Source organism: Salmonella sp. 2018103 (assembly GCF_026247685.1).
Taxonomy (GTDB): domain Bacteria; phylum Pseudomonadota; class Gammaproteobacteria; order Enterobacterales; family Enterobacteriaceae; genus Salmonella; species Salmonella enterica.
The window spans coordinates 3,031,587-3,057,425 of the sequence record NZ_CP111029.1 but is presented as its reverse complement, the minus strand read 5'-3'; the positions used below and the strand labels follow the sequence as shown (position 1 = coordinate 3,057,425).

Here is a 25,839-nt window from a genome sequence, read left to right as displayed (position 1 = left end):
TTAACAAAAAATTCACCATGCATTCAATGAATAAACATTATTAACATTAACTTCAAAAATTGATTTTAATCAATATTTAAATGTTGGAAAAGAGCATCAAAACTGGTTAAATTGTCCGTGATCAAATTCCCTGAAAAGCGATAGATTAGCCATAAATTGATCGCTGTCGAAAAAAGCAAATCTGACCCACTAAAAACCTGTTTATTGTAAGGGTTTTACGGCGTAATATATTTGCGGGATCAATTTGGGTTTTTTATTAACATGTTTGTAACCTTTCATCATTACTGTTTCCTTCCCGAGGGGATAGTACGATGGAAGGCCGCAAATAAATTTGTATTGGGGCATGCGTGTGACCCTTTCTAACGGGGTTCACTCTCGGAGTCTTCATGCGATGAGCAAGGAGTCATGATGTTAGATATAGTCGAACTGTCGCGCTTACAGTTTGCCTTGACCGCGATGTACCACTTCCTGTTTGTGCCGCTAACGCTCGGTATGGCGTTCCTGCTGGCCATTATGGAAACGGTATACGTCCTTTCCGGCAAACAGATTTATAAAGATATGACCAAGTTCTGGGGCAAGTTGTTTGGTATCAACTTTGCTCTGGGTGTGGCTACCGGTTTGACCATGGAGTTCCAGTTCGGGACAAACTGGTCGTACTACTCCCACTATGTTGGGGACATCTTCGGTGCGCCGCTGGCCATCGAAGGTTTGATGGCCTTCTTCCTCGAATCCACCTTTGTAGGTCTGTTCTTCTTCGGCTGGGATCGTCTGAGTAAAGTTCAGCATATGTGCGTCACCTGGCTGGTGGCTCTGGGGTCCAACCTCTCCGCGTTGTGGATTCTGGTAGCGAACGGCTGGATGCAAAACCCAATCGCTGCGGATTTCAATTTCGAAACCATGCGTATGGAAATGGTGAGCTTCTCTGAACTGGTGCTGAACCCGGTAGCACAGGTGAAATTTGTTCACACTGTGGCGTCCGGCTATGTCACCGGCGCGATGTTCATCCTCGGTATCAGCGCTTACTACATGCTGAAAGGTCGTGACTTCGCCTTTGCTAAACGCTCCTTTGCTATTGCCGCCAGCTTCGGTATGGCTGCCGTACTGTCCGTTATCGTACTCGGCGACGAATCCGGTTACGAAATGGGCGACGTGCAGAAAACCAAGCTCGCTGCGATTGAAGCTGAATGGGAAACGCAACCTGCTCCGGCCTCCTTTACCTTGTTCGGTATTCCTGACCAGGACAAACAGGAAAACCATCTGGCGATTCAGATCCCTTATGCGCTCGGTATTATCGCTACGCGTTCCGTGGACACGCCGGTTATTGGCCTGAAAGATCTCATGGTTCAGCATGAAGAGCGTATCCGTAACGGGATGAAAGCCTATGAACTGCTGGAGCAGCTGCGCGCCGGTTCTACCGACCAGGCCGTTCGCGACCAGTTCAACAGCATGAAGAAAGATCTCGGTTACGGCCTGCTGCTGAAACGCTATACGCCTAATGTGACTGACGCGACCGAAGCGCAGATCCAGCAAGCGACGAAAGATTCCATTCCTCGCGTTGCGCCGCTGTACTTCGCTTTCCGTATCATGGTGGCGTGCGGCTTCCTGCTGCTGGCGATCATCGCACTTTCCTTCTGGAGCGTGATTCGTAACCGCATCGGTGAGAAAAAATGGCTGTTGCGCGCGGCGCTGTACGGTATTCCACTGCCGTGGATTGCGGTTGAAGCAGGTTGGTTCGTCGCCGAGTATGGTCGTCAGCCGTGGGCGATCGGCGAAGTGTTGCCGACAGCCGTGGCGAACTCATCGCTGACCGTGGGCGATCTGCTGTTCTCCATGTTCCTGATTTGCGGCCTGTATACCCTGTTCCTGGTGGCAGAATTGTTCCTGATGTTCAAATTTGCACGCCTTGGCCCAAGCAGCCTGAAAACCGGTCGCTATCACTTTGAGCAGTCCACCGTGACTTCTCAGCCGGCACGCTAAGACAGGAGTCGTCAAATGATCGATTATGAAGTACTACGTTTTATCTGGTGGCTGCTGGTTGGCATTTTGCTAATTGGTTTCGCTGTCACCGATGGGTTCGACATGGGGGTGGGGATGCTCACCCGTTTCCTCGGTCGTAACGACACCGAACGTCGAATTATGATTAACTCTATCGCCCCACACTGGGACGGTAACCAGGTGTGGTTGATCACCGCGGGCGGCGCGTTGTTTGCTGCCTGGCCGATGGTTTACGCTGCGGCGTTCTCCGGTTTCTATGTGGCGATGATCCTGGTGCTGGCGTCTTTGTTCTTCCGTCCGGTCGGTTTTGATTACCGTTCTAAGATTGAAGACCCGCGCTGGCGCAACATGTGGGACTGGGGCGTGTTCATCGGTAGCTTTGTGCCGCCGCTGGTGATTGGCGTGGCCTTTGGCAACCTGTTGCAGGGCGTACCGTTCCACGTGGATGAGTATCTGCGTCTGTACTACACCGGTAACTTCTTCCAGTTGCTGAACCCGTTTGGTTTGCTGGCGGGCATCGTAAGCGTAGGGATGATCATCACGCAGGGGGCGACTTACCTGCAAATGCGTACCGTTGGCGAACTGCACCTGCGCGCGCGCGCCACCTCGCAGATTGCGGCGCTGGTGACATTAGTGTGCTTTGCGCTGGCGGGCGTTTGGGTAATGTATGGTATTGATGGTTATGTCGTGACATCCGCGATTGACCATCATGCCGCCTCTAACCCGCTGACTAAAGAAGTGGCGCGTGAAGCTGGCGCCTGGCTGGTGAACTTTAATAATGCTCCGATCCTGTGGTTGGTTCCGGCTCTGGGCGTGGTTCTGCCGCTGCTGACTATCCTGACTTCCCGTATGGAGAAAGGCGCGTGGGCATTCCTGTTCTCTTCGCTGACCCTGGCCTGCATTATTCTGACGGCGGGTATCGCTATGTTCCCATTTGTGATGCCGTCCAGCACGATGATGAATGCCAGCCTGACCATGTGGGATGCGACATCCAGCCAGATGACGCTGAACCTGATGACCTGGGTTGCGGCGGTGTTCGTACCGATCATTCTGATCTACACCAGCTGGTGTTACTGGAAAATGTTCGGTCGTATCACTAAAGAACATATTGAAAGCAACACCCACTCTCTGTACTAAGTAAGGAGCTTAAAATGTGGTATTTCGCATGGATTCTGGGAACGCTTCTTGCCTGTGCATTCGGGATCATTACCGCCCTGGCGCTTGAGCACGTTGAAGCGGGTAAAACCGGTCAAGAAGAAAGCTAATGACCCATATTATCGCAAAACTGTATGCGGTAATGGACAAGCGCCCGTTAAGGGCGCTTTCCTTCGTGATGGCGATAGTGCTGGCAGGATGTATGTTCTGGGACCCGTCACGGTTTGCCGCCAGGACCAGCACGCTTGAAATCTGGCACGGATTATTGCTGATGTGGGCGGTTTGCGCAGGCATAATCCACGGCGTGGGTTTTCGCCCTGAATCCGTACACTGGCAAGGGATTTTTTGTCCGCTCCTTGCGGATATCGTCCTTATCGTCGGCCTGATTTTCTTCTTCTTGTGAATAAGAAACCTCCTTAAAAATATAGGGGCTTGCATAAGCCCATATATTTTTACTCTCCCTTAACTTCCCCCCATTCCCAAGCCTCATTCCCGCGCGTATAGTAGCAACGTTTAAAAGCTCTACTTTTGTTGCATTACCGGGATGTAAAGTGAATACAAGGCGATATACAACGGCATTCTTGAGGCATTACGGCGGCAAGCGGATGACGCCAACAAAGAGGCTGCAGGGATGAATAAGTATATGTTTCGATGGCCAATTCGAGTTTATTACGAAGACACGGACGCCGGCGGTGTGGTTTATCACGCCAGCTATGTCGCTTTTTATGAAAGAGCGCGCACGGAGATGCTGCGTCACCATCACTTCAGCCAACAGGTGCTGCTGGCGGAGCGGGTCGCCTTTGTGGTGCGCAAGATGACGCTGGAATACTATGCGCCTGCGCGGCTCGACGATATGCTTGAAGTTCAAACAGAAATTACGTCAATGCGTGGCACCGCTTTGGTTTTCACGCAACGCATTGTCAACGCAGAGAACACGCTGCTAAATGAAGCAGAGGTTCTGATTGTTTGCGTTGATCCACTCAAAATGAAGCCTCGTGCGCTTCCTAAGTCTATTGTCGCGGAGTTTAAGCAGTGACTGACATGAATATCCTTGATTTGTTCCTGAAGGCAAGCCTTCTGGTTAAACTTATCATGTTGATTTTGATTGGTTTTTCAATAGCATCCTGGGCCATCATTATCCAGCGAACGCGTATCCTGAACGCCGCTGCGCGTGAGGCGGAAGCGTTTGAAGATAAATTCTGGTCCGGAATCGAACTATCGCGTCTGTACCAGGAAAGCCAGGGGAGACGCGATAGTCTGTCGGGCTCGGAACAAATCTTTTATAGCGGGTTCAAAGAGTTTGTCCGGCTCCATCGCGCCAACAGCCATGCACCGGAGGCCGTGGTAGAGGGGGCGTCGCGTGCGATGCGCATCTCCATGAACCGAGAGCTGGAAACGCTGGAAACGCATATCCCGTTTCTTGGCACGGTAGGCTCTATCAGTCCTTATATCGGTCTGTTTGGCACCGTATGGGGGATTATGCATGCGTTTATCGCCCTGGGCGCGGTGAAACAGGCTACTCTGCAAATGGTTGCGCCGGGTATTGCCGAAGCATTGATTGCCACGGCGATTGGTTTGTTTGCCGCCATCCCTGCGGTTATGGCTTACAACCGACTGAATCAGCGCGTGAACAAGCTGGAACTGAATTACGACAACTTTATGGAAGAGTTCACCGCGATTCTGCACCGCCAGGCGTTTACCGTAAGCGAAAGCAACAAGGGGTAAGCCATGGCCAGAACGCGTGGACGAGGTCGTCGCGAACTTAAGTCCGAAATCAATATTGTACCGCTGCTCGACGTACTGTTGGTGCTGCTGCTGATCTTTATGGCAACCGCGCCGATCATTACCCAGAGCGTGGAGGTCGACTTGCCGGAGGCGAATCAGTCGCAAGCGGTCAGTAGTAACGACGATCCACCGGTCATTATTGAGGTTTCCGGAGTAGGGCAATACAGCGTAGTGGTTGATAAAGATCGAATGGATCAACTGCCGTCTGAACAGGTGATCGCAGAAGTAAAGCGTCATCTGCAGGCTAATCCGAAAACAGTCTTTTTAATCGGCGGCGCGAAAGAGGTGCCGTACGATGAAATAATTAAAGCGCTGAACTTGTTACACAGCGCGGGCGTAAAATCGGTTGGCTTAATGACGCAGCCAATCTGAAGTCTGCGTCCCGTTGGCTTGAAAGACGGCGAGTAACAGGCGAACAGTTTTTTGGGAACCGAGAGTGTCAAAGGCAACCGAACAAAACGACAAGCTCAAACGGGCGATAATTATTTCAGCCGTGCTGCATATCATCTTATTTGCAGTGCTGATCTGGAGTTCGTTTGATGAGCATATAGAGGCTTCTGCCGGCGGCGGCGGCGGTTCCGCTATCGACGCGGTGATGGTCGATCCTGGCGCCGTTGTGCAGCAGTACAACCGTCAGCAGGATCAACAGGCCAGCGCCAGACGCGCGGAAGAAGAGCGTAAAAAGCTGCAACAGCAGCAAGCAGAGGAGCTGCAGCAGAAGCAGGCTGCCGAACAGGAGCGGTTGAAACAACTTGAGAAAGAACGTTTAGCGGCTCAGGAGCAGCAAAAGCAGGCTGAAGAAGCGGCAAAACTGGCGCAACAGCAGCAGCAACAGGCCGAAGAAGCGGCGAAAGCGGCGGCGGACGCGAAGAAAAAAGCAGAGGCCGAAGCGGCGAAAGCGGCGGCGGACGCGAAGAAGAAAGCAGAGGCCGAAGCGGCGAAAGCGGCGGCGGATGCGAAGAAGAAAGCAGAGGCCGAAGCGGCGAAAGCGGCGGCGGATGCGAAGAAGAAAGCAGAGGCCGAAGCGGCGAAAGCAGCGGCGGACGCGAAGAAGAAAGCGGAGGCCGAGGCGGCGAAAGCGGCGGCGGATGCGAAGAAGAAAGCAGAGGCCGAGGCGGCGAAAGCGGAGGCGAAGAAGAAAGCGGATGCCGAGGCGGCGAAAGCAGCGGCGGACGCTAAGAAGAAAGCGGCTGCCGAAAAAGCGGCCGCCGCAGAAGGCGTCGACGATCTGCTTGGCGATCTCAGCTCGGGTAAGAATGCGCCGAAAACCGGCGGCGGCGCGAAAGGGAATGGTCAGCCATCGAAAGATAGCGGTACATCGGGCGCTAACGGTGGGGCGACAGGCGCTGATATCAGCGCCTACGCGAAACAGATTCAGGTTGCCATTCAGAGCCGTCTGTATGATGCGAGCCTGTACCAGGGCAAACAATGTGTCTTGCATATTAGCCTGGCGCCGGATGGCTCATTAAAAAGCATTACGTCTGAGGGCGGCGATCCGGCGCTTTGTCAGGCGGCGTTAATGGCGGCAAAAACCGCGAAAATTCCTAAACCGCCAAGCCAGGCTGTTTATGAGAAAATAAAGGATGCCAAACTAGACTTTAAACTGTAGATACTTTTCTTTATGGAAGTTGGAGCAGTTGAGTTGTTACTGGTCCTGGTGGTTTTGTGTATTTGAGTTTGTTAACATTCTGCTAAATTATCGTGGGTCGCAGGCCCAGGTATGGGAGATATGATGAAGCAGGCATTACGAGTAGCATTTGGTTTTCTGATGCTGTGGGCGGCGGTGCTGCACGCAGAAGTCCGTATCGAGATCACCCAGGGGGTGGACTCGGCGCGACCGATTGGCGTTGTGCCTTTTAAATGGGCCGGGCCGGGCGCTGCGCCTGAAGATATCGGCGGCATCGTGGCGGCAGATTTACGCAATAGCGGTAAATTTAATCCGTTAGACCGGTCCCGACTGCCGCAGCAGCCAGCCACCGCTCAGGAAGTTCAGCCTACCGCATGGTCTGCGCTGGGTATTGATGCCGTCGTCGTTGGACAGGTCACGCCGAATCCGGACGGTTCCTACAATGTTGCTTATCAGCTGGTTGACACTGGCGGCGCGCCGGGGACTGTACTGGCGCAAAACTCTTATAAAGTGAACAAGCAGTGGCTGCGTTATGCAGGCCACACTGCCAGTGACGAAGTCTTTGAAAAACTGACGGGCATTAAGGGCGCATTCCGTACTCGTATCGCCTATGTGGTACAGACTAACGGCGGTCAGTTCCCGTATGAACTGCGTGTGTCGGATTACGATGGCTACAATCAGTTCGTAGTGCACCGTTCTCCGCAGCCGTTGATGTCTCCGGCGTGGTCTCCGGACGGCTCAAAACTGGCTTACGTGACATTTGAAAGCGGTCGCTCCGCGCTGGTTATCCAGACGCTGGCAAACGGCGCAGTGCGTCAGGTTGCGTCCTTCCCGCGTCACAACGGCGCGCCGGCCTTCTCGCCGGATGGGACGAAACTGGCGTTCGCGTTATCGAAAACCGGAAGTCTGAACCTGTACGTTATGGATCTCGCCTCCGGTCAGATTCGTCAGATAACGGACGGGCGTAGCAACAATACGGAGCCGACCTGGTTCCCGGACAGCCAGACTCTGGCCTTTACTTCTGACCAGGCTGGACGTCCGCAAGTGTATAAAATGAACATTAACGGCGGTGCGGCGCAGCGTATTACCTGGGAAGGTTCGCAAAACCAGGATGCGGATGTCAGCAGCGACGGTAAATTTATGGTAATGGTAAGCTCAAATAACGGGCAGCAGCACATTGCCAAACAAGATCTGGTGACGGGTGGCGTACAGGTTCTGTCGTCAACGTTCCTGGATGAAACGCCAAGTCTGGCACCTAACGGCACGATGGTAATCTACAGCTCTTCTCAGGGGATGGGATCTGTGCTGAATTTGGTTTCTACAGATGGGCGTTTCAAAGCGCGTCTTCCGGCAACTGATGGTCAGGTGAAATCGCCTGCCTGGTCGCCGTATCTGTGATAATAATTAATTGATTACTAAAGGAATTAAAGAAATGCAACTGAACAAAGTGCTGAAGGGCCTGATGATTGCCCTGCCTGTTATGGCAATCGCGGCATGTTCTTCCAACAAGAACGCCAGCAATGACGGTAGCGAAGGCGGCATGCTGAACGGCGCCGGCACTGGTATGGACGCTAACGGCAACGGCAACATGTCATCTGAAGAGCAAGCGCGTCTGCAGATGCAGCAGCTGCAGCAGAACAACATCGTTTACTTCGATCTCGACAAGTACGATATCCGTTCTGACTTCGCGGCAATGCTGGATGCGCACGCTAACTTCCTGCGTAGCAACCCGTCTTACAAAGTCACCGTAGAAGGTCACGCGGACGAACGTGGTACGCCTGAATACAACATCTCCCTGGGCGAACGTCGTGCTAACGCCGTTAAAATGTACCTGCAGGGTAAAGGTGTTTCCGCTGACCAGATCTCCATCGTTTCTTACGGTAAAGAAAAACCTGCCGTACTGGGCCACGACGAAGCGGCTTACGCTAAGAACCGTCGCGCTGTACTGGTTTACTAAGAGAATTGCATGAGCAGTAACTTCAGACATCACCTGTTGAGTCTGTCGTTACTGGTTGGCATAGCGGCCCCCTGGGCCGCTTTTGCTCAGGCGCCAATCAGTAGTGTCGGCTCAGGCTCGGTCGAAGACCGCGTCACTCAACTTGAGCGTATCTCTAACGCTCACAGCCAGCTTTTAACCCAACTTCAGCAGCAGCTCTCCGATAATCAGTCCGATATCGATTCTTTGCGCGGCCAAATCCAGGAAAATCAGTATCAACTTAATCAGGTGATGGAACGCCAGAAGCAAATTATGCTGCAGCTGGGGAGCTTAAATAATGGCGGCGCAGCGCAGCCAGCAGCTGGTGACCAGAGTGGGGCGGCAACCGCTGCGACCTCCGCTCCGGATGCCGGTATGGCAACCTCAGGGGCGCCGGTACAAAGTGGCGATGCGAATACCGATTACAATGCGGCAATTGCGCTGGTGCAGGATAAGTCTCGCCAGGATGATGCGATTGTGGCGTTTCAGAACTTCATCAAGAAATACCCTGATTCTACTTATCAGCCGAACGCCAATTACTGGCTGGGCCAGTTGAATTACAACAAGGGTAAAAAAGATGATGCCGCCTATTATTTCGCCTCGGTAGTAAAAAACTATCCTAAGTCGCCGAAGGCTGCGGACGCGATGTACAAAGTTGGCGTTATCATGCAGGACAAAGGTGATACGGCAAAAGCGAAAGCGGTTTATCAGCAGGTGATTAACAAATATCCTGGCACTGATGGCGCGAAACAGGCGCAAAAGCGTCTTAACGCGATGTAATGCGTACCATGCGACCAGAAAACGCCTTTTTTCTGGTCGCGTCGTGCGATTCCTAAGCAGTTGAGCCCCCTGCGTCGAAATTTTTGTTGCGCTCAAATCTGAAATCAGTAATATATGCCGCCGTTGCCACGGGATATTAAACAACTCGAAAGCAACGTAAAAGTGGGTCGTTAGCTCAGTTGGTAGAGCAGTTGACTTTTAATCAATTGGTCGCAGGTTCGAATCCTGCACGACCCACCAATCGTTCGGTGGAAACGAGAATAAAGCGTGAAGGATAACGTTGCATCAGCAACGGTGCCGTAGGGCGAGGCAAAGCCGAGTCATCCTGCACAACCCACCACTAACTTCGGTTAGTCAGTAATATCCAGCGTAGTATCGGGTGATTAGCTCAGCTGGGAGAGCACCTCCCTTACAAGGAGGGGGTCGGCGGTTCGATCCCGTCATCACCCACCACTCGGGTCGTTAGCTCAGTTGGTAGAGCAGTTGACTTTTAATCAATTGGTCGCAGGTTCGAATCCTGCACGACCCACCAATTTAACATCAAACTCAGATGTTGAACGTGAAGGATAACGTTGCGTCAGCAACCTGTAGGGCGAGGCGAAGCCGAGTCATCCTGCACGACCCACCATCTTTAGATGGTCTGAGTAAAATCTTTCAGGCAGCACCCGTATGGGTCGTTAGCTCAGTTGGTAGAGCAGTTGACTTTTAATCAATTGGTCGCAGGTTCGAATCCTGCACGACCCACCATCCTGAATGATTGAAGCAGTAACCCTTATCAAGGGGTCGTTAGCTCAGTTGGTAGAGCAGTTGACTTTTAATCAATTGGTCGCAGGTTCGAATCCTGCACGACCCACCAATGTAAAAAAGCGCCCTAAAGGCGCTTTTTTACTATCTGCAATATGGAAGATTCGAACCTGCCGCAGGTTTGGGTCTCACGCAGTGAGACAACGGAGCCGCTTGCGGCGACGGCCCGAAGGGCGAGCGAAGCGAGTCATCCTGCACGACCCACCAGTGTAAAAAGGCGCCCTAAAGGCGCCTTTTTGCTATCAGTCATTTCTTCCTTTATTCCATCCTCTCTCCTGGATCCAAATAGGTACGATTTCGGCTCTGTTCATTTCACAACACCTGATCAAATATACATGTACACATGACTGTTGGAGGGAATTCTGATGGCAGAAAATTTGCGGCAATTACTTAGTTTTCTTCTGAAGGCGAAACAATGCACCTACGCAAGTTCGGGTGGCATCACAAACAAAGTTTCTCCATTTAACGGAGCAAAAATCCTGGAGTACGAAGAAGGTGAGCTGTTTTATCGGGATCTCTATTTTGGTTCCCTGCAGTTCACTGGTCAGGAGGTTATTTACCAAAAGGGGAATTCTGTTTGGTCGATGAGTTATTCCGGTAAGTGTTCCAAAGGAGTTAGCCCCGAAATCATCTATGATTTTTTACGACAGGCATTATTAAAATCGACTTTAGAAGCGCCGTTCCGAGGGCCGCTGACTCTTTACGGAGATAATGGGCTTCACTATACCAATCTCTATACAGGCAATATTGATTTCTTTAGCGGGCACGAACAGATCTGGCAGAACGAAGTTCTCGCCTACCAACTCCATTATTCTGGCGGATGGATAGATTAGGGTCACGCGGAATCGGTGCGAAGCACCGATTCCAGAAGGGAACAAAATTCATCACGACATTTCTCCCACAATCGGCTATCTTGTTTAGCATATAAAACATAATTCCGTGGTGATGGTGAATTCACACCTTAAACCGCGTATTTCGTTAAGTCAGTAAAACGAGAAGCCACGATGAGCGTAATGTTTGACCCGCAAGCAACGATTTACCCGTTCCCGCCGAAACCAACGCCATTGAACGACGATGAAAAGCAATTTTATCGTGAGAAAATCAAACGACTCCTCAGCGAACGGGATGCGGTGATGGTGGCGCACTACTACACCGATCCGGAAATTCAACAGTTGGCAGAAGAAACCGGCGGCTGTATTTCCGACTCGCTGGAAATGGCCCGTTTCGGCGCGAAGCACGCCGCATCCACGTTACTGGTAGCGGGCGTACGGTTTATGGGGGAAACCGCCAAAATCCTCAGCCCGGAAAAAACCATTCTTATGCCTACCCTGGCGGCGGAATGTTCGCTGGATTTAGGCTGCCCAATAGACGAATTTAGCGCTTTTTGTGATGCGCATCCTGACAGAACCGTAGTGGTCTATGCTAACACCTCGGCTGCTGTTAAAGCGCGTGCGGACTGGGTTGTGACCTCCAGTATCGCCGTAGAACTGATTGAGCATCTGGATAGTTTGGGGGAAAAAATTATCTGGGCGCCGGACAGACACCTGGGGAATTACGTGCAAAAACAGACCGGGGCCGATGTACTGTGCTGGCAAGGGGCGTGTATCGTGCATGACGAGTTTAAAACCCAGGCGTTGACCCGTTTAAAAAAAATCTATCCCGATGCCGCTCTTCTGGTTCACCCTGAATCGCCGCAGTCCATTGTCGAGATGGCCGATGCGGTGGGCTCCACCAGTCAGCTTATTAAGGCGGCAAAAACGCTGCCGCACAGACAGCTTATCGTGGCGACCGATCGCGGCATCTTCTACAAAATGCAGCAGGCGGTGCCTGAAAAAGAGCTGCTTGAAGCGCCCACGGCTGGCGAGGGGGCGACCTGCCGTAGCTGCGCGCACTGTCCGTGGATGGCGATGAATGGCCTGAAAGCCATTGCTGAAGGGCTGGAGCAGGGAGGCGCGGCGCATGAAATACAGGTTGATGCGGCGCTACGCGAGGGCGCATTACTGCCCCTCAACCGAATGCTGGATTTTGCGACTACACTTCGGGCGTAAAGACGGAAATCTTTGGGGGAGAGAATGGATTTTTTTAGTACGCACAACATACTGATTCATATTCCGATTGGCGCTGGCGGGTACGATCTCTCGTGGATCGAAGCGGTAGGGACCATCGCCGGCCTGCTCTGTATTTGGCTTGCCAGTCTGGAGAAGATCAGCAACTACTTTTTTGGACTGGTTAACGTCACCCTGTTTGCGATTATTTTCTTTCAGATCCAGCTTTATGCCAGCCTGTTGCTGCAACTCTTTTTCTTTGCCGCCAATATTTATGGCTGGTATGCGTGGTCGCGGCAAACAAAGGATAATCAAGCCGAGCTTAAAATCCGCTGGCTGCCGTTGCCAAAAGCAATGGCATGGCTGGCGATATGTGTGATAGCTATCGGTTTGATGACGCGATATATCGATCCCGTATTCGCCGTCCTGACGCGCGTGGCCGTCGCCATTATGCAGATGCTGGGGTTACAGGTGACAATGCCCGTACTGCAACCGGACGCTTTCCCGTTCTGGGACTCTTGCATGATGGTGCTGTCTATCGCGGCGATGATTCTGATGACACGCAAATATGTCGAAAACTGGCTCCTGTGGGTGATAATCAACGTAATCAGTGTGGTGATTTTTGCTTTGCAGGGCGTCTATGCGATGTCGCTGGAATATCTGATCCTGACATTTATCGCCGTGAACGGTAGCCGCCTGTGGATAAACAGCGCGCGGGAGCGAGGATCGCGCGCTCTTTCCCGTTAATGGTGATGAACATGCCCGGATGGCGTCTGATTCAGATGACAGTCCGGGCCGTGGCACACTTGATACTCCATTTGAATCGTAGCGTGCGCAATATGGTATTCGTGCATCAGGAAATCCTGGATACGTTCCAGCAGCGCATCATGGTCGTGTGGCGGAATGACCTGAGCGTGCAATGTCATGACCGGTTTTTCGCCGACCATCCAGACATGCACATGGTGTACGTTGCGGACTTCGGGGATTTCCCGGCTTAAATGGCGCTGTAAGGCATTAATATCCAGTGAAACCGGCGCGCCTTCCAGCAATTCGTTGACGCTATCTTTTAACAAACGCCAGGCGCTGCGTAACACCAGTACCGAAACCAGAATAGAGAGAATCGGGTCCGCTGGCGTCCAGCCCGTCCAGATAATGATCAGCGCGGCGACTATTGCGCCGACGGAACCCAGCAAATCGCCCATCACATGTAGCGCGGCAGCGCGCACGTTCAGGTTTTTTTCATCGCTTCCCCGATGGAGAATCCAGAACGCAAACAGGTTCGCCAGCAGACCCGCGACCGCAATCACCATCATCAGATTACCCGCCACCGGACGTGGCGTGTAAAAGCGCTCTATCGCTTCCCAGACAATGAGAAGGGTAATGACCACCAACGCAATGGCATTCACAAAGGCCGCCAGTGTGGTGAGTCTTAGCCAGCCAAAAGTGTGGCGAACAGTCGGGGGGCGACGGGAAAATTGAACCGCCAGCAGCGCAAAGAGAAGGGCCGCCGCGTCGGTGAGCATATGTCCCGCATCCGCCAACAACGCCAGAGAGCCGGAGAGTATCCCGCCCACCACCTCAAGGAGCATAAATCCGGCAGTGACGATAAAGGCGAAAAGCAGGCGACGAGCATTATTATCTTTCGGCAGGTGTGAATCGGCATGAGAGTGTGAGTGCGCCATAACGTCATTCCTTTGTTATTCTCATCAATACTGTAGACATCATACTGATTTTTCGCTGACAAAATAAAAAGGAGAGCGAAAGCTCTCCCGTTATCAGACTTTTTTCTGCATTACTGTGTGGTACCGTCGGTTTTGGTATTCACGTCATTATTGACGCCATTACCGGTTTCCACTTTTTTATTAATATCCGGGCAGCGACCGTCTTTACACATGGTATTTTTATGCTCTTCATCCTTGGTCATTCCGTCATGATTCATGGTTGAACCGTCTGGATGCTGCATCGTGCTGTTAGTATTGCCGTTGGTATTGATGTCGTTGTTATTCACATCATTCGGCGCTACATTCTGGCGGGCGTCCGGGGCAACCTGACCGGCATTTGCCGCCGAGTTCGCCTGGCCATTACTGGATTGCGCGTTAGATTCAGCAGCTAACGCTGCGCCGCTGGCAAGGCCGAGGGTAGCGGTGAGTAAAAGCGTAGTCAGTTTTGTCATTTTCATAAGATGCTCCTGTTATGGTGGATATGTCGGATAACCTCTTCCAACAGTGCACGTGTCAGTCAAATCCTCAAATAAGGGATAAAAAGCGTTCGCCGCCGCGGGTTAACGCAGCAGAGAATCTTGCAATAATTCATAAACAGAGTGGTTACAGTTAAAAAGTGTAGGTTAGATCCCATTTTTCGCTACATTTGTGCGTTTTTTTCCTGAATTCCAGGATTATTCCGTTCAAAGTGTAAAAGCCCGTTTACACTATTTAATTGAAGAGATAGATTGGAGGGATTGCATTCATTGGGATAAGTACGGCAACACTGGAATAAACATGAATTATCAGAACGACGATTTACGCATTAAAGAAATCAACGAGTTATTACCTCCGGTCGCGCTGCTGGAAAAGTTTCCCGCCACGGAAAATGCAGCAAATACCGTTGCTCACGCGCGCAAAGCCATCCATAAAATTCTCAAAGGCAATGACGATCGTCTGCTGGTGGTGATCGGTCCTTGTTCAATTCATGATCCGGCAGCGGCGAAAGAGTATGCCGCCCGTTTGCTGGCGCTACGTGATGAGCTTCAAGGCGAGCTTGAAATTGTCATGCGCGTCTATTTTGAGAAACCGCGTACCACCGTCGGCTGGAAAGGGCTGATTAACGATCCGCACATGGATAACAGCTTCCAGATTAACGACGGTCTGCGTATTGCGCGCAAACTGCTGCTGGATATTAACGACAGCGGCCTGCCTGCCGCCGGCGAATTCCTCGATATGATCACGCCGCAATATCTGGCCGATCTGATGAGCTGGGGTGCCATTGGCGCGCGGACTACTGAATCCCAGGTTCATCGCGAACTGGCGTCTGGCCTCTCTTGTCCGGTCGGTTTTAAAAATGGTACTGATGGCACGATTAAAGTCGCCATTGACGCCATCAACGCCGCCGGCGCGCCGCATTGCTTCCTCTCCGTCACTAAATGGGGTCATTCGGCGATTGTGAATACCAGCGGCAACGGCGACTGCCATATCATTCTGCGCGGCGGTAAAGCGCCAAACTATAGTGCGCAACATGTTGCTGAGGTGAAAGAAGGCCTCACCAAAGCGGGACTGACGCCGCAGGTCATGATCGATTTCAGCCATGCCAACTCCTGTAAGCAATTTCAAAAGCAGATGGAGGTTTGCGCCGATGTCTGCCAGCAGATAGCGGGCGGTGAAAAAGCGATTATTGGCGTGATGGTCGAGAGTCATCTGGTAGAAGGCAACCAGAGTCTGGAAAGCGGTCAGCCGCTGACCTACGGTAAAAGCATTACTGACGCCTGTATTGGCTGGGAAGATACCGATGCGCTGCTTCGTCAGTTGTCGGCAGCGGTAAAAGCCCGTCGTGGTTAATCTTCATTACGTCTTAAACCGGCCCGTAAGGCCGGTTTTTTATTTGGAAACCGGTGAGATAGGCCACCGTGTCATCAATCGAAATATAAATAAATATATAACGAAATAATTCGGCGCTATAATTCTCCTCTGATTAATAACGTAGCCCGAACCATGACCTGTCAGGACAAATCACTTTTAGCCCCCGCTCTCGCTTCCACGCCCGTCATTCCGCGCTATCGCCAGCTCATACGCAAACGGGCCGTGCTCATGTTAGCTATTGCGCTGGCGATGATGGCTTCACTGATGGTGGATGTAACCTGTGGGTCTTCTGGTTTACCGCTCAGTGCGCTGTGGCAGGCCCTTTTCCAGCCGGAAAAGGTGAATGCGGGCATACACGTTATTGTCTGGGATATTCGTTTACCCTATGCCCTGATGGCGCTGCTGGTAGGCATGGCGTTAGGGTTAGCGGGCGCCGAAATGCAAACCATTTTAAATAATCCGCTGGCGACGCCGTTTACCCTTGGCGTATCGTCCGCGGCGGCTTTTGGCGCTGCGCTGGCGATTGTGTTGGGGATCGGTATTCCCGGTATTCCAGCCACCTGGTTTATCCCGGCCAATGCGTTCATCTTTGCACTTTTATCCGCGTTACTATTGGACGGTATTACCCGTTGGACAGGCGTCGCCGCATCCGGAGTGGTGTTGTTCGGCATTGCGCTGGTATTCACCTTTAACGCGTTGGTCGCCATTATGCAGTTTGTGGCTGATGAAGATACGCTGCAGGGGCTGGTATTCTGGACGATGGGGAGCCTGGTCCGTGCGTCGTGGGAAAAATTGGGCGTACTGGCCGTGGTGTTTATTGCTGTGCTTTTTTGCGCGTTACGAAGCGCCTGGCAACTCACGGCATTACGTCTGGGCGAAGAGAGGGCGATGAGCTTTGGGATTCATGTCCGCCGTTTACGCCTGCTGTCATTGTTGCGTATCAGCTTGTTATCAGCGCTGACGGTAGCTTTCGTCGGGCCGATTGGTTTTATTGGTCTCGTTGCACCGCACATTGCGCGAATACTTTTGGGGGAAGATCACCGTTTCTACCTTCCGGGCAGCGTGCTGATAGGCGGGCTGGTGTTATCGCTGGCCTCTATTGCGGCGAAAAATAGTGTTCCGGGCGTCATGGTGCCGGTGGGGATTGTCACCTCGCTGGTCGGGGTTCCGTTCTTTTTAAGCATTGTATTGCGACATCGGGGGAGTCTCTGATGCGCGGGTTAATGCTCCGCTCATTTAGCGCCGGCTATTCCACTCAGCCGGTTATTACAGATCTCAACGTTCCCTTACTGCCGCGCGGGAAAATTACCATTTTGCTGGGGCCGAACGGCTGTGGTAAATCGACGTTACTACGTTCGCTGGCCGGGCTGAATAACGCCGACGGCGAGGCGCTGCTTGATGGCGAAGATCTCATGTCGTTATCGTTTGCCGAGCGGGCGCAGAAAGTTGTGTTTTTGCCGCAGTCATTACCGCAGGGCGTACATCTGCATGTTCTGGAGTCGATTATCGTGGTACTGCGGGCATCAGGCGGCAGAGACAATGCGCAGGGCAGATCGCAGATACTGGCTATCCTTGAGCAATTGGGCATAACGCATCTGGCGTTGCAGTATCTCGACCAGCTTTCCGGCGGTCAGCGGCAGTTAGTGGGTCTGGCGCAATCACTGATTCGTCGCCCTGAACTTCTGTTGCTGGATGAGCCGCTCAGTGCGCTGGATTTAAACTATCAGTTTCACGTAATGGAGCTCGTGCGTCGGGATACCCAGGCGCAAAATAGGGTGACTATAGTCGTGGTGCATGACATTAATATTGCACTGCGTCATGGTGACCATGTACTGATGCTAAAAGACGGCAGGCTGGTCGCCAGCGGCGCGCCGGAGACGGTGATTACTGCGGAGCGTCTGGCTGAAGTGTACCGGGTACGAGGACGCGTGGAGCGCTGTTCGCAGGGTAAATTGCAGGTGGTGCTGGACGGCGTGATCGCTGTTTAAGACATATTGCCTGATGGCGCTGCGCTTATCCGGCCTACCCATTGCTCGTAGGCCGGATAAGGCAGTTATACCGCCATCCGGCAAAGGTGATTACTTCGCTTTACCCTGATTCGCCACGGCAGCCGCTTTCGCAGCGATCTCGTCAGCGTTGCCCAGATAGTAATGTTTGATCGGCTTGAAGTTTTCGTCGAACTCATACACCAGCGGCACGCCGGTCGGGATGTTTAACTCAAGAATCTCATCTTCACTCATGTTATCCAGGTATTTCACCAGCGCACGCAATGAGTTACCGTGAGCGGCGATGATCACGCGCTCACCGCTCTTCATACGCGGCAGGATGGTGTCGTTCCAGTAAGGAATAACGCGGTCGATGGTCAGCGCCAGACTTTCGGTCAACGGCAGCTCTTTCTCGCTCAGTTTGGCATAACGTGGATCGTGACCCGGATAACGCTCATCATCTTTAGTCAGTTCCGGCGGCGTCACGGCAAAACCGCGGCGCCACTGTTTAACCTGCTCGTCACCATATTTTTCTGCCGTTTCCGCTTTATTCAGCCCCTGCAACGCGCCATAGTGACGTTCATTGAGTTTCCAGGATTTTTCCACCGGCAGCCACGCCTGATCCAGTTCATCCAGTACGTTCCACAGCGTATGGATAGCGCGTTTCAGTACGGAAGTGTAGGCAAAATCAAAGCTGAAACCTTCTTCTTTTAGCAGTTTACCCGCTGCTTTTGCTTCGCTTACGCCTTTTTCAGACAGGTCAACATCATACCAGCCGGTGAAACGGTTCTCTTTGTTCCATTGACTTTCACCGTGACGTACCAGAACCAGCTTAGTTACAGCCATACTCTCACTCCTATAAATCATATGTAATGATAATAATTCTCATTATATTGCCGCGAGGTGTTGGCGGCAATGCTTACGCATAACCATAGCGAAAATAGTGGCGCAGTGTAAGGTTCTTGTGAACTCAGAGTTGCGATTTTGTCTTTAAGTGGTGGAGGTTTGAGCAGGGCAATGGCGCGTAGGCCCGATAAGCTTGCGTCATCGGGCATGTAGCGGCATATCGTTAGAACGGAATAAACTGATACTCGGTCAGGCTGGCGTACTCCTCGCCAGGGCGAAGGATACAGTCAGGCTGCGGCCATTCAGGATGATTCGGACTGTCCGGCAGCAGTTCGCTCTCCAGCGCCAGCCCTTGCCAGTCGGCATAAGGTTCCGGTCCGCGGGAAGGTGTACCCGCCAGATAATTGCCGGAATAAAACTGTAGCGCCGGGGCGGTGGTGTAAACCATCATTTGTAGCTTTCCATCCTGTGACCACAGACGGGCCGCCGGCTTTTTGCCATCACCCTGCGTCTGTAGCAGGAAAGCATGGTCGTAGCCTTTAACCTTGCGCTGATCGTCATCGGCGAGAAATTCGCTGGCAATGACTTTTGGCATTCGGAAGTCAAACGAGGTATTGGCTACCGATTTTAGCCCCTGGCGTGGAATACCGGATTCATCTACCGGCAGATACTCATCCGCCAGAATTTGCAGCTTATGTTGGCGCACGTCAGTCCGATCGCCGTCCAGATTAAAATAGACGTGATTGGTCAAATTCACCGGACAGGGTTTATCGACCGTTGCCCGGTAAGTGATGGAGATTCTATTGTCATCGGTCAAACGATATTGCGCCGTGGCGCAAAGATGGCCAGGAAAGCCCTGGTCGCCGTCATCAGAGGTGAGCGCGAATAATACCTGGCGATCGTTCTGGTTCACAATTTGCCAGCGGCGCTTGTCAAAGCCTTCCGGTCCGCCGTGTAGCTGGTTCTCGCCCTGGCTTGGGCTTAACTGTACGGTTTCGCCGGCAAACGTATAGCGGCTATTGGCGATACGGTTCGCGTAACGGCCAATAGAGGCGCCGAGGAACGACGTCTGTTCAGGGTAGTGTTCCGGGCTGGCGCAGCCCAGTAATGCTTCCCGAACGCTGCCGTCAGACAGCGGTATACGGGCGGAAAGAAGAGTGGCTCCCCAGTCCATCAGCGTTACCACCATCCCTGCGCTGTTGCGCAGGGTTAGCAGGCGGTACGGTTGACCATCGGGGGCCAGTGCGGGCGTTTCATTTAGCACTGTCCTGCTCCTTGTGACGGTTTGCATACATAAAAGGTTTCTTTGATTCCGGTTTTCGCTTCGTACTGTTGCGCAACGGCCTGCTGAACAGCGGGAACCAGATCTTCCGGGATCAGCGCGACAACACACCCGCCAAAGCCGCCGCCGGTCATGCGCACGCCGCCTTGATCGCCGATGGTCGCTTTGACAATGTCTACCAGCGTGTCTATCTGCGGGACGGTAATTTCGAAATCATCGCGCATTGAGGCATGGGACTCCGCCATCAGTTGGCCCATACGTTGCAAATCACCTTTCTCTAGCGCGCTTGCCGCTTCAACGGTGCGGGCATTTTCGCTCAATACATGGCGAACGCGTTTTGCGACTACCGGGTCCAGTTCGCTGGCAACGGCATTGAACGCCTCAAGGCTGACATCGCGCAGGGCCGGCTGCTGGAAGAAACGGGCGCCGGTTTCGCACTGTTCACGGCGGGTATTATACTCGCTGCCCACCAGCGTGCGCTTAAAGTTACTGTTGATGATCACCACGGCGACACCTTTCGGCATGGAAACCGCTTTGGTGCCGAGCGTACGGCAATCAATCAGCAACGCATGATCTTTTTTGCCGAGCGCAGAGATGAGCTGATCCATAATGCCGCAGTTACAGCCGACAAACTGGTTCTCGGCCTCTTGTCCGTTGAGCGCAATTTGCGCGCCGTCCAGCGGCAGGTGATAAAGCTGCTGGAAGACGGTGCCCACCGCCACTTCCAGCGAAGCGGAGGAGCTTAACCCGGCGCCCTGCGGCACATTACCGCTGATGACCATATCCACGCCGCCAAACGCGTTGTTACGCTGTTGCAGATGTTTCACTACGCCGCGCACATAGTTAGACCACTGCTGGCTATCGTGGGTCACGATCGGCGCATCCAGTGAAAATTCGTCCACCTGATTGTCGTAATCGGCGGCAATCACCCGTATGGTACGATCGTCGCGCGGCGTACAGCTAATTACGGTCTGGTAATCGATAGCGCAGGGCAGAACAAAACCATCATTGTAATCAGTGTGCTCGCCGATCAGATTGACGCGGCCTGGTGCCTGAATCGTGTGGGTGGCAGGGTAGCCGAAAATTTCAGCAAACAGCGCGCGCGTTTTCTCTTTCAGATTCATTTTTATACTCCGGATTCGCGAAAATGGATGTCGCTGACCGCGCGCAGGCGTTCAGCCGCTTGTTCTGCGGTTAAATCACGCTGGGTTTCCGCCAGCATTTCATAGCCGACCATAAATTTGCGGACGGTCGCAGAGCGCAGCAGCGGCGGATAAAAGTGCGCGTGCAACTGCCAGTGCGCGTTTTCTTCACCGTTAAACGGCGCGCCGTGCCAGCCCATTGAGTAGGGGAAGGAACACTGGAACAGGTTGTCATAACGACTGGTCAGCTTTTTCAACGCCAGCGCCAGAGAGTCGCGCTGCTCGTCGCTTAAATCGGTAATGCGCAGGACATGCGTTTTGGGTAACAGTAGCGTTTCGAACGGCCACGCCGCCCAGTAAGGCACCACCGCCAGCCAGTGTTCGGTTTCGACCACGGTGCGGCTGCCGTCCGCCAGTTCCCGCTGGACATAATCCACCAGCATTGGCGAGCGCTGCTCGGCGAAGTAGGCTTTTTGTAAACGATCTTCGCGTTCGGCCTCATTCGGCAGGAAGCTGTTGGCCCAGACCTGTCCATGCGGATGCGGGTTCGAACAGCCCATCGCCGCGCCTTTATTTTCAAAGACCTGCACCCACGGATAGGTTTTGCCTAACTCGGCGGTCTGCGTCTGCCAGGTTCTGACGATTTCCGTCAGCGCGGGCAGGCTCAACTCCGGCAGCGTTTTACTGTGATCGGGAGAAAAGCAGATCACGCGGCTGGTGCCGCGCGCGCTCTGACAGCGCATCAGCGGATCGTGGCTGTCCGGCGCATCCGGCGTGTCGGCCATTAGCGCCGCGAAATCGTTAGTAAAGACGTAAGTCCCTTTGTAATCGGGATTTTTATCGCCGGTGACACGCGTATTGCCCGCACACAGGAAGCAGTCCGGATCGTGGGCCGGCAGCATTTGCTGAGACGGCGTTTCCTGCGCCCCCTGCCAGGGGCGTTTTGCGCGATGCGGCGAAACCAGAACCCACTGGCCGGTAAGCGGGTTATAACGGCGATGCGGATGATCGATGGGATTAAATGGGGTCATAACAACGTCCTTAATCTGGGTATCCCTGCGGATGGCGTGACTGCCAGTGCCAGGTGTCCTGCGCCATTTCGTCAAGCGTGCGGGTGACGTGCCAGTTCAGCTCGCGATCGGCTTTGCTGGCATCCGCCCAATACGCCGGGAGATCGCCGTCGCGACGCGGCGCGAAGTGGTAATTAATGGGTTTACCGCAGGCTTTACTAAAGGCGTTGACCACATCCAGGACGCTACTGCCGACACCCGCGCCGAGGTTATAAATATGTACGCCGGATTTGTCCGCCAGTTTTTCCATCGCCACGACGTGCCCGTCGGCTAAGTCCATAACGTGAATGTAATCGCGTACGCCGGTGCCATCCTCGGTCGGGTAATCGTTGCCGAAAACGGCGAGCGATTCGCGACGACCCACGGCGACCTGGGCGATATAGGGCATCAGGTTATTCGGAATACCTTGCGGATCTTCTCCCATGTCGCCCGACGGGTGCGCGCCGACCGGATTGAAATAACGCAGCAGCGCAATACTCCACTCCGGCTGGGCTTTTTGCAGATCGGTGAGGATCTGTTCTACCATCAATTTACTTTTGCCGTAGGGGCTTTGCGGCGTGCCGGTAGGAAAACTTTCGACGTAAGGAATTTTGGGCTGATCGCCATAAACGGTGGCGGAGGAGCTAAAAATAAGGTTTTTAACGTTGGCCGCACGCATGGCGCTGACCAACCGCAGCGTACCGTTGACGTTGTTGTCATAGTACTCCAGCGGCCTGGCGACCGATTCGCCGACGGCTTTCAGGCCGGCAAAGTGAATCACGGTATCAATCGCGTGATCGTGCAGAATTTCGGTTATAAGCGCTTCGTTGCGAATATCGCCTTCGACAAAGGTCGGGTGCTTACCGCCCAGACGTTCAATAACGGGCAGCACGCTGCGCTTGCTGTTGCAGAGGTTATCGAGGATGACGACGTCATGACCATTTTGCAGCAATTGTACGCAGGTATGACTTCCAATGTAACCGCTACCACCTGTAACCAATACTCTCATAATTCGCTCCGTTAAGCCTATGGTATGGAATAACCATAGCATAACAAAGATGCGAAAAGTGTGACATGTAATAAATTAGTGGAATCGTTTACACACTGGTGATTTTACGCATTTATATCAATTAAATGATTACAAATCATCTGGCTTGAGAATGCTTCTGCTTTTTATCCGAAAAAAAGGCGCGTTACGCGCCTGGGAATGAAACGGACGGGGCAGGAGCTGTCAGTCTTTTTTACGCGAGAGTAGCTTCCTGGCGAGCGCCCCGACAGCGACGACGCCGATGGCGGTCACTTTCCAGAATTTAAGCAACGCGATACCGAGCATAGCAAGCAGTCCTACTTTCTTGGCCGCGATACCGCCAATCAGCGCGGCGAGCCCATACTCCGCTATTTTGTCCGTTGATTCGTTGAAGTCAGCGTAGCGTTGTCCAGGGTTGAACTTGACGGAACTGAGAATTCTTTTCGCCAGAGGGATTTCATGGTCAACAGAACCTCTGACGGTCACCAGATTTAAAGAAAAATAACCTTCACGTCCCAGCAGATAGGTGTTGTAGTTCACGCCTTGTTCATTCAGTGGTTCGTTGGTGCCGATATCCTGGATGGCGGCGGACCAGATCAGACGATGATTGGTTGCATCGTAGGTAGGCTTCTCGATCCAGCTAATAATTTCTATCGGCTCAATGCCTTTTGCAATACGATCTTTATTCGCTTCTTTTGTGCCTTTGCGCAGGTTATCCATTAATTCATCGGCATCCCAATTTTTTGCATCATCATCTTTTACATAACCAGAATCATCATATTCGATAGAAATAAATCCATTCATTTCCTTTTTAAATACGAGACCGTAAAAATATTCATCGTCAACATAGTTACCAATTTCACGCATAAATACCGCCGCTTCTTTTGCGGGTATCCAGGTAAATCCTTCCGGCAGATTAAGCGTGGCTTTATCACCTAAACTAATTTTTGTCGGACCCGCAACGGCGGCGCGACTCATGCCTTCAACAGCGACCTCAACGGCGGTTTTACGCGCTTCCTGCGCAGCGGTCGGCTTTTGCTCAGCATAACTGCCGGGGCAAAATAACATGGCTGCCAGTAAAAATAGTATTATTTGTGGAAAACGAAAAGCCATAATAAATCCCTTATATTCACATACGACATCATTGTCGAAAATTTCAGGATTATTATGACAATGAGGCGGTCAGTGATTCAAGAGATAGTAAGCTTATCGACCGTTATTATTATTCATAATAAAAGGAGAGTGGTTCCAGAATGGCGCGCGGCGCCATTCTGATAATACATTTAATTATTGCATCGTCCGGAAACGTACTTATAACGTTCGCCCTCTGGTACAAATTCCAGTCGGTGGGTAATACAGGCAGGCGCATCCTCTGCATGATGGGAAACGAACAGCAGTTGGGTCTCTCCCTGGCGAATTAATACATCTACAAAACGGCGTACCAGTTGGCGGTTCAGCGGATCCAACCCTTGCAGCGGTTCATCCAGAATCAACACTGTCGGATGTTTAACCAGCGCGCGCACGATCAGCGCCAGCCGCTGCTGTCCCCAGGAGAGACTGTGGAAAGGGGCATCCGCCGTGCGCTTATCGATTCCCAGAATATCCAGCCACTGTTGCGCCAGTTTTCGTTGCCTGTCTGAAACGGCTTGGTAAATGCCGATAGAATCGAAATAGCCGGAGAGAATGACATTGCGCACCGTGGTACTTACGCGGTAATCCAGATGTAAACTGCTGCTGACGTAGCCGATATGTTTTTTGATATCCCAGATTGTTTCGCCGCTTCCTCGCCGCCGCCCGAACAGCGTAAGATCGTTGCTGTAGCCTTGCGGATGATCGCCAGTAATAAGGCTAAGCAACGTAGACTTACCCGCTCCGTTAGGACCGACGATCTGCCAGTGTTCGCCTGGATTGACTCGCCAGCTTAGGTGGTGGAGGATAGGGCGATCGTTATACGAGACTACGCCATCGTTAAGTACGATCCGTGGTTCGCCATCAGGTAACGCATGGCGGGCGGAAGGTTCGTCCGGTTCGGGTAATTGTACGTCGGTCAGACGCTCGCTGTGCGCGAGTTGAGCGACCAACGCCCGTTGCAGTAACTCTGTCGTCGTTCCGGTCTCCGCCAGCGTACAGTCGGCAAGCACGCCGGCAAACTGCACGAAGTCCGGGATCTCATCAAAACGGTTGAGTACCAGCGCCAGGGTCATACCCGCCTGGTTCAACGCCGTCAGGCGTTGCGCCAGTTGTTGACGGGCGGTCACGTCAAGTCCGTCGAACGGTTCATCAAGGATCAATAACTCCGGCTCAGACATCAGCGCCTGACACAGCAGCGCTTTTCGCGTCTCGCCGGTAGAAAGGTATTTAAAACGCCTGTTGAGTAAAGCGGAAATGCCGAACTGCTGCGCCAGCATCGCACAGCGGGCAGGATGGTGAACTTCATCCTGAATAATTTCCGCGGTAGTGCGCCCGGTATCGTCTTCGCCAGGACTGAGCATATCGGTGTTATTACGTTGCCACTCATCGCTGACCAGCTTTTGCAATTGTTCAAAGGACAGACGAGTAATGCGGGTAAACCGACACTGGCGCTCGCCTGTTAATAACGGCAGTTCACCCGCCAGCGCGCGGGCGAGCACCGACTTCCCGCTCCCGTTAGCCCCAACGAATGCCCAGCTATCGCCCGCATTGAGCGTCAGCGAATCCAGATGAAGTGTTTTTGTATCGCTCAGACGAAACGTGCCTTGCGAAATTTGCAACGATGACATTTTGCATCCCA

At 52.7% G+C, this 25,839-nt stretch carries 26 protein-coding genes, 5 tRNA genes and 1 other RNA gene; 23 read left to right on the top strand and 9 right to left on the bottom strand.

Annotated elements, in window-relative coordinates:
- Positions 1-408: 408 nt before the first annotated feature.
- The 20 genes from cydA (at position 409) to pnuC (ending at position 12,913) form a co-directional block, all read left to right on the top strand.
- Positions 409-1,977, top strand: a complete 1,569-nt coding sequence (gene cydA, locus OLG56_RS14925; RefSeq protein ID WP_000884369.1) for a cytochrome ubiquinol oxidase subunit I — start codon at positions 409-411, stop codon at positions 1,975-1,977.
- A gap of 15 nt (positions 1,978-1,992) precedes the next feature.
- Positions 1,993-3,132, top strand: a complete 1,140-nt coding sequence (gene cydB, locus OLG56_RS14920; protein WP_000568258.1) for a cytochrome d ubiquinol oxidase subunit II — start codon at positions 1,993-1,995, stop codon at positions 3,130-3,132.
- 14 nt (positions 3,133-3,146) lie between these two features.
- Positions 3,147-3,260, top strand: a complete 114-nt coding sequence (cydX, locus tag OLG56_RS14915) for a cytochrome bd-I oxidase subunit CydX (protein ID WP_000270278.1) — start codon at positions 3,147-3,149, stop codon at positions 3,258-3,260.
- Positions 3,260-3,553 (top strand): cyd operon protein YbgE, encoded by a 294-nt coding sequence (gene ybgE / locus OLG56_RS14910; RefSeq protein WP_000148790.1) that lies wholly within the window; start codon positions 3,260-3,262, stop codon positions 3,551-3,553. Before cydX ends, ybgE begins: the two co-directional genes overlap by 1 nt.
- A 228-nt stretch (positions 3,554-3,781) precedes the next feature.
- On the top strand, positions 3,782-4,186 hold the full coding sequence (gene ybgC, locus OLG56_RS14905) for a tol-pal system-associated acyl-CoA thioesterase (protein ID WP_001046240.1): 405 nt from the start codon (positions 3,782-3,784) through the stop codon (positions 4,184-4,186).
- Positions 4,183-4,875, top strand: a complete 693-nt coding sequence (gene tolQ, locus OLG56_RS14900) for a Tol-Pal system protein TolQ (RefSeq protein WP_000131318.1) — start codon at positions 4,183-4,185, stop codon at positions 4,873-4,875. The genes ybgC and tolQ overlap by 4 nt, the downstream gene beginning before the upstream one ends.
- A 3-nt stretch (positions 4,876-4,878) precedes the next feature.
- Positions 4,879-5,307 carry a colicin uptake protein TolR gene (gene tolR, locus OLG56_RS14895; protein WP_000124676.1) on the top strand — a complete coding sequence of 143 codons (429 nt, stop codon included), beginning with the start codon at positions 4,879-4,881 and terminating at the stop codon, positions 5,305-5,307.
- Positions 5,308-5,371: 64 nt separating this feature from the next.
- A complete protein-coding gene (tolA, locus tag OLG56_RS14890; RefSeq protein ID WP_061377648.1) occupies positions 5,372-6,544 on the top strand; it encodes a cell envelope integrity protein TolA in 1,173 nt (390 codons plus the stop codon).
- A 123-nt stretch (positions 6,545-6,667) separates the two neighbouring features.
- Positions 6,668-7,960 carry a Tol-Pal system beta propeller repeat protein TolB gene (gene tolB / locus OLG56_RS14885; protein WP_001562341.1) on the top strand — a complete coding sequence of 431 codons (1,293 nt, stop codon included), beginning with the start codon at positions 6,668-6,670 and terminating at the stop codon, positions 7,958-7,960.
- A 34-nt stretch (positions 7,961-7,994) separates the two neighbouring features.
- The gene (pal, locus tag OLG56_RS14880) at positions 7,995-8,519 is read left to right on the top strand and encodes a peptidoglycan-associated lipoprotein Pal (protein ID WP_001176621.1); all 525 of its coding nucleotides are present in this window, start codon (positions 7,995-7,997) and stop codon (positions 8,517-8,519) included.
- A gap of 9 nt (positions 8,520-8,528) precedes the next feature.
- Positions 8,529-9,317, top strand: a complete 789-nt coding sequence (cpoB, locus tag OLG56_RS14875; protein WP_001528827.1) for a cell division protein CpoB — start codon at positions 8,529-8,531, stop codon at positions 9,315-9,317.
- A gap of 164 nt (positions 9,318-9,481) precedes the next feature.
- Positions 9,482-9,557: transfer RNA gene (locus OLG56_RS14870), tRNA-Lys, on the top strand.
- 137 nt (positions 9,558-9,694) lie between these two features.
- A tRNA-Val gene (locus tag OLG56_RS14865) sits at positions 9,695-9,770 on the top strand.
- A gap of 3 nt (positions 9,771-9,773) precedes the next feature.
- Positions 9,774-9,849 (top strand) — tRNA-Lys (locus OLG56_RS14860).
- 139 nt (positions 9,850-9,988) lie between these two features.
- Positions 9,989-10,064: transfer RNA gene (locus OLG56_RS14855), tRNA-Lys, on the top strand.
- 33 nt (positions 10,065-10,097) lie between these two features.
- Positions 10,098-10,173, top strand: a tRNA-Lys gene (locus tag OLG56_RS14850).
- 29 nt (positions 10,174-10,202) lie between these two features.
- Positions 10,203-10,328, top strand: a non-coding RNA gene (locus OLG56_RS14845) — RtT sRNA.
- 158 nt (positions 10,329-10,486) lie between these two features.
- Positions 10,487-10,954, top strand: coding sequence for a DUF5680 domain-containing protein (locus OLG56_RS14840; protein WP_000829719.1), 468 nt, complete (start codon positions 10,487-10,489; stop codon positions 10,952-10,954).
- Between the two features lie 171 nt (positions 10,955-11,125).
- Complete coding sequence (gene nadA / locus OLG56_RS14835; RefSeq protein WP_061377649.1) at positions 11,126-12,169, top strand: quinolinate synthase NadA; 1,044 nt, start codon at positions 11,126-11,128, stop codon at positions 12,167-12,169.
- Between the two features lie 24 nt (positions 12,170-12,193).
- Positions 12,194-12,913: a nicotinamide riboside transporter PnuC gene (gene pnuC, locus OLG56_RS14830; RefSeq protein ID WP_000345365.1), complete on the top strand. Its 720-nt coding sequence runs from the start codon at positions 12,194-12,196 to the stop codon at positions 12,911-12,913.
- Here pnuC and zitB read toward each other — a convergent pair.
- On the bottom strand, positions 12,910-13,848 hold the full coding sequence (gene zitB, locus OLG56_RS14825) for a CDF family zinc transporter ZitB (protein ID WP_000951250.1): 939 nt from the start codon (positions 13,846-13,848) through the stop codon (positions 12,910-12,912). The two genes, pnuC and zitB, sit on opposite strands and share 4 nt — an antisense overlap.
- Before the next feature lie 110 nt (positions 13,849-13,958).
- Positions 13,959-14,345 (bottom strand): YbgS-like family protein, encoded by a 387-nt coding sequence (locus OLG56_RS14820; protein ID WP_000784380.1) that lies wholly within the window; start codon positions 14,343-14,345, stop codon positions 13,959-13,961.
- Between the two features lie 319 nt (positions 14,346-14,664).
- Between OLG56_RS14820 and aroG the strand changes: the two genes are divergently transcribed.
- The 3 genes from aroG to OLG56_RS14805 all read left to right on the top strand — a co-directional run bounded on the left by aroG (position 14,665) and on the right by OLG56_RS14805 (position 17,726).
- On the top strand, positions 14,665-15,717 hold the full coding sequence (gene aroG / locus OLG56_RS14815) for a 3-deoxy-7-phosphoheptulonate synthase AroG (protein ID WP_001109234.1): 1,053 nt from the start codon (positions 14,665-14,667) through the stop codon (positions 15,715-15,717).
- A 153-nt stretch (positions 15,718-15,870) separates the two neighbouring features.
- Complete coding sequence (locus OLG56_RS14810) at positions 15,871-16,950, top strand: FecCD family ABC transporter permease (protein ID WP_000128335.1); 1,080 nt, start codon at positions 15,871-15,873, stop codon at positions 16,948-16,950.
- Positions 16,950-17,726: an ABC transporter ATP-binding protein gene (locus OLG56_RS14805; protein WP_061377650.1), complete on the top strand. Its 777-nt coding sequence runs from the start codon at positions 16,950-16,952 to the stop codon at positions 17,724-17,726. Before OLG56_RS14810 ends, OLG56_RS14805 begins: the two co-directional genes overlap by 1 nt.
- A gap of 90 nt (positions 17,727-17,816) precedes the next feature.
- Here the strand turns inward: OLG56_RS14805 and gpmA are convergent, their stop codons facing one another.
- The 7 genes from gpmA to modF form a co-directional block, all read right to left on the bottom strand.
- Entirely contained in the window at positions 17,817-18,569 is a 753-nt protein-coding gene (gene gpmA / locus OLG56_RS14800) for a 2,3-diphosphoglycerate-dependent phosphoglycerate mutase (RefSeq protein ID WP_000301554.1), read from the bottom strand.
- A 223-nt stretch (positions 18,570-18,792) separates the two neighbouring features.
- Positions 18,793-19,833, bottom strand: coding sequence for a galactose-1-epimerase (gene galM / locus OLG56_RS14795; RefSeq protein WP_000931428.1), 1,041 nt, complete (start codon positions 19,831-19,833; stop codon positions 18,793-18,795).
- Positions 19,827-20,975: a galactokinase gene (galK, locus tag OLG56_RS14790; RefSeq protein WP_023207343.1), complete on the bottom strand. Its 1,149-nt coding sequence runs from the start codon at positions 20,973-20,975 to the stop codon at positions 19,827-19,829. The genes galM and galK overlap by 7 nt, the downstream gene beginning before the upstream one ends.
- A gap of 2 nt (positions 20,976-20,977) precedes the next feature.
- Positions 20,978-22,024 (bottom strand): galactose-1-phosphate uridylyltransferase, encoded by a 1,047-nt coding sequence (gene galT, locus OLG56_RS14785; RefSeq protein ID WP_000187473.1) that lies wholly within the window; start codon positions 22,022-22,024, stop codon positions 20,978-20,980.
- 10 nt (positions 22,025-22,034) lie between these two features.
- On the bottom strand, positions 22,035-23,051 hold the full coding sequence (galE, locus tag OLG56_RS14780) for a UDP-glucose 4-epimerase GalE (protein ID WP_001265463.1): 1,017 nt from the start codon (positions 23,049-23,051) through the stop codon (positions 22,035-22,037).
- A gap of 222 nt (positions 23,052-23,273) precedes the next feature.
- Positions 23,274-24,182: a DUF2167 domain-containing protein gene (locus OLG56_RS14775; protein ID WP_079980949.1), complete on the bottom strand. Its 909-nt coding sequence runs from the start codon at positions 24,180-24,182 to the stop codon at positions 23,274-23,276.
- Between the two features lie 170 nt (positions 24,183-24,352).
- Positions 24,353-25,828 carry a molybdate ABC transporter ATP-binding protein ModF gene (modF, locus tag OLG56_RS14770; protein ID WP_023213632.1) on the bottom strand — a complete coding sequence of 492 codons (1,476 nt, stop codon included), beginning with the start codon at positions 25,826-25,828 and terminating at the stop codon, positions 24,353-24,355.
- Between the last annotated feature and the right edge of the window lie 11 nt (positions 25,829-25,839).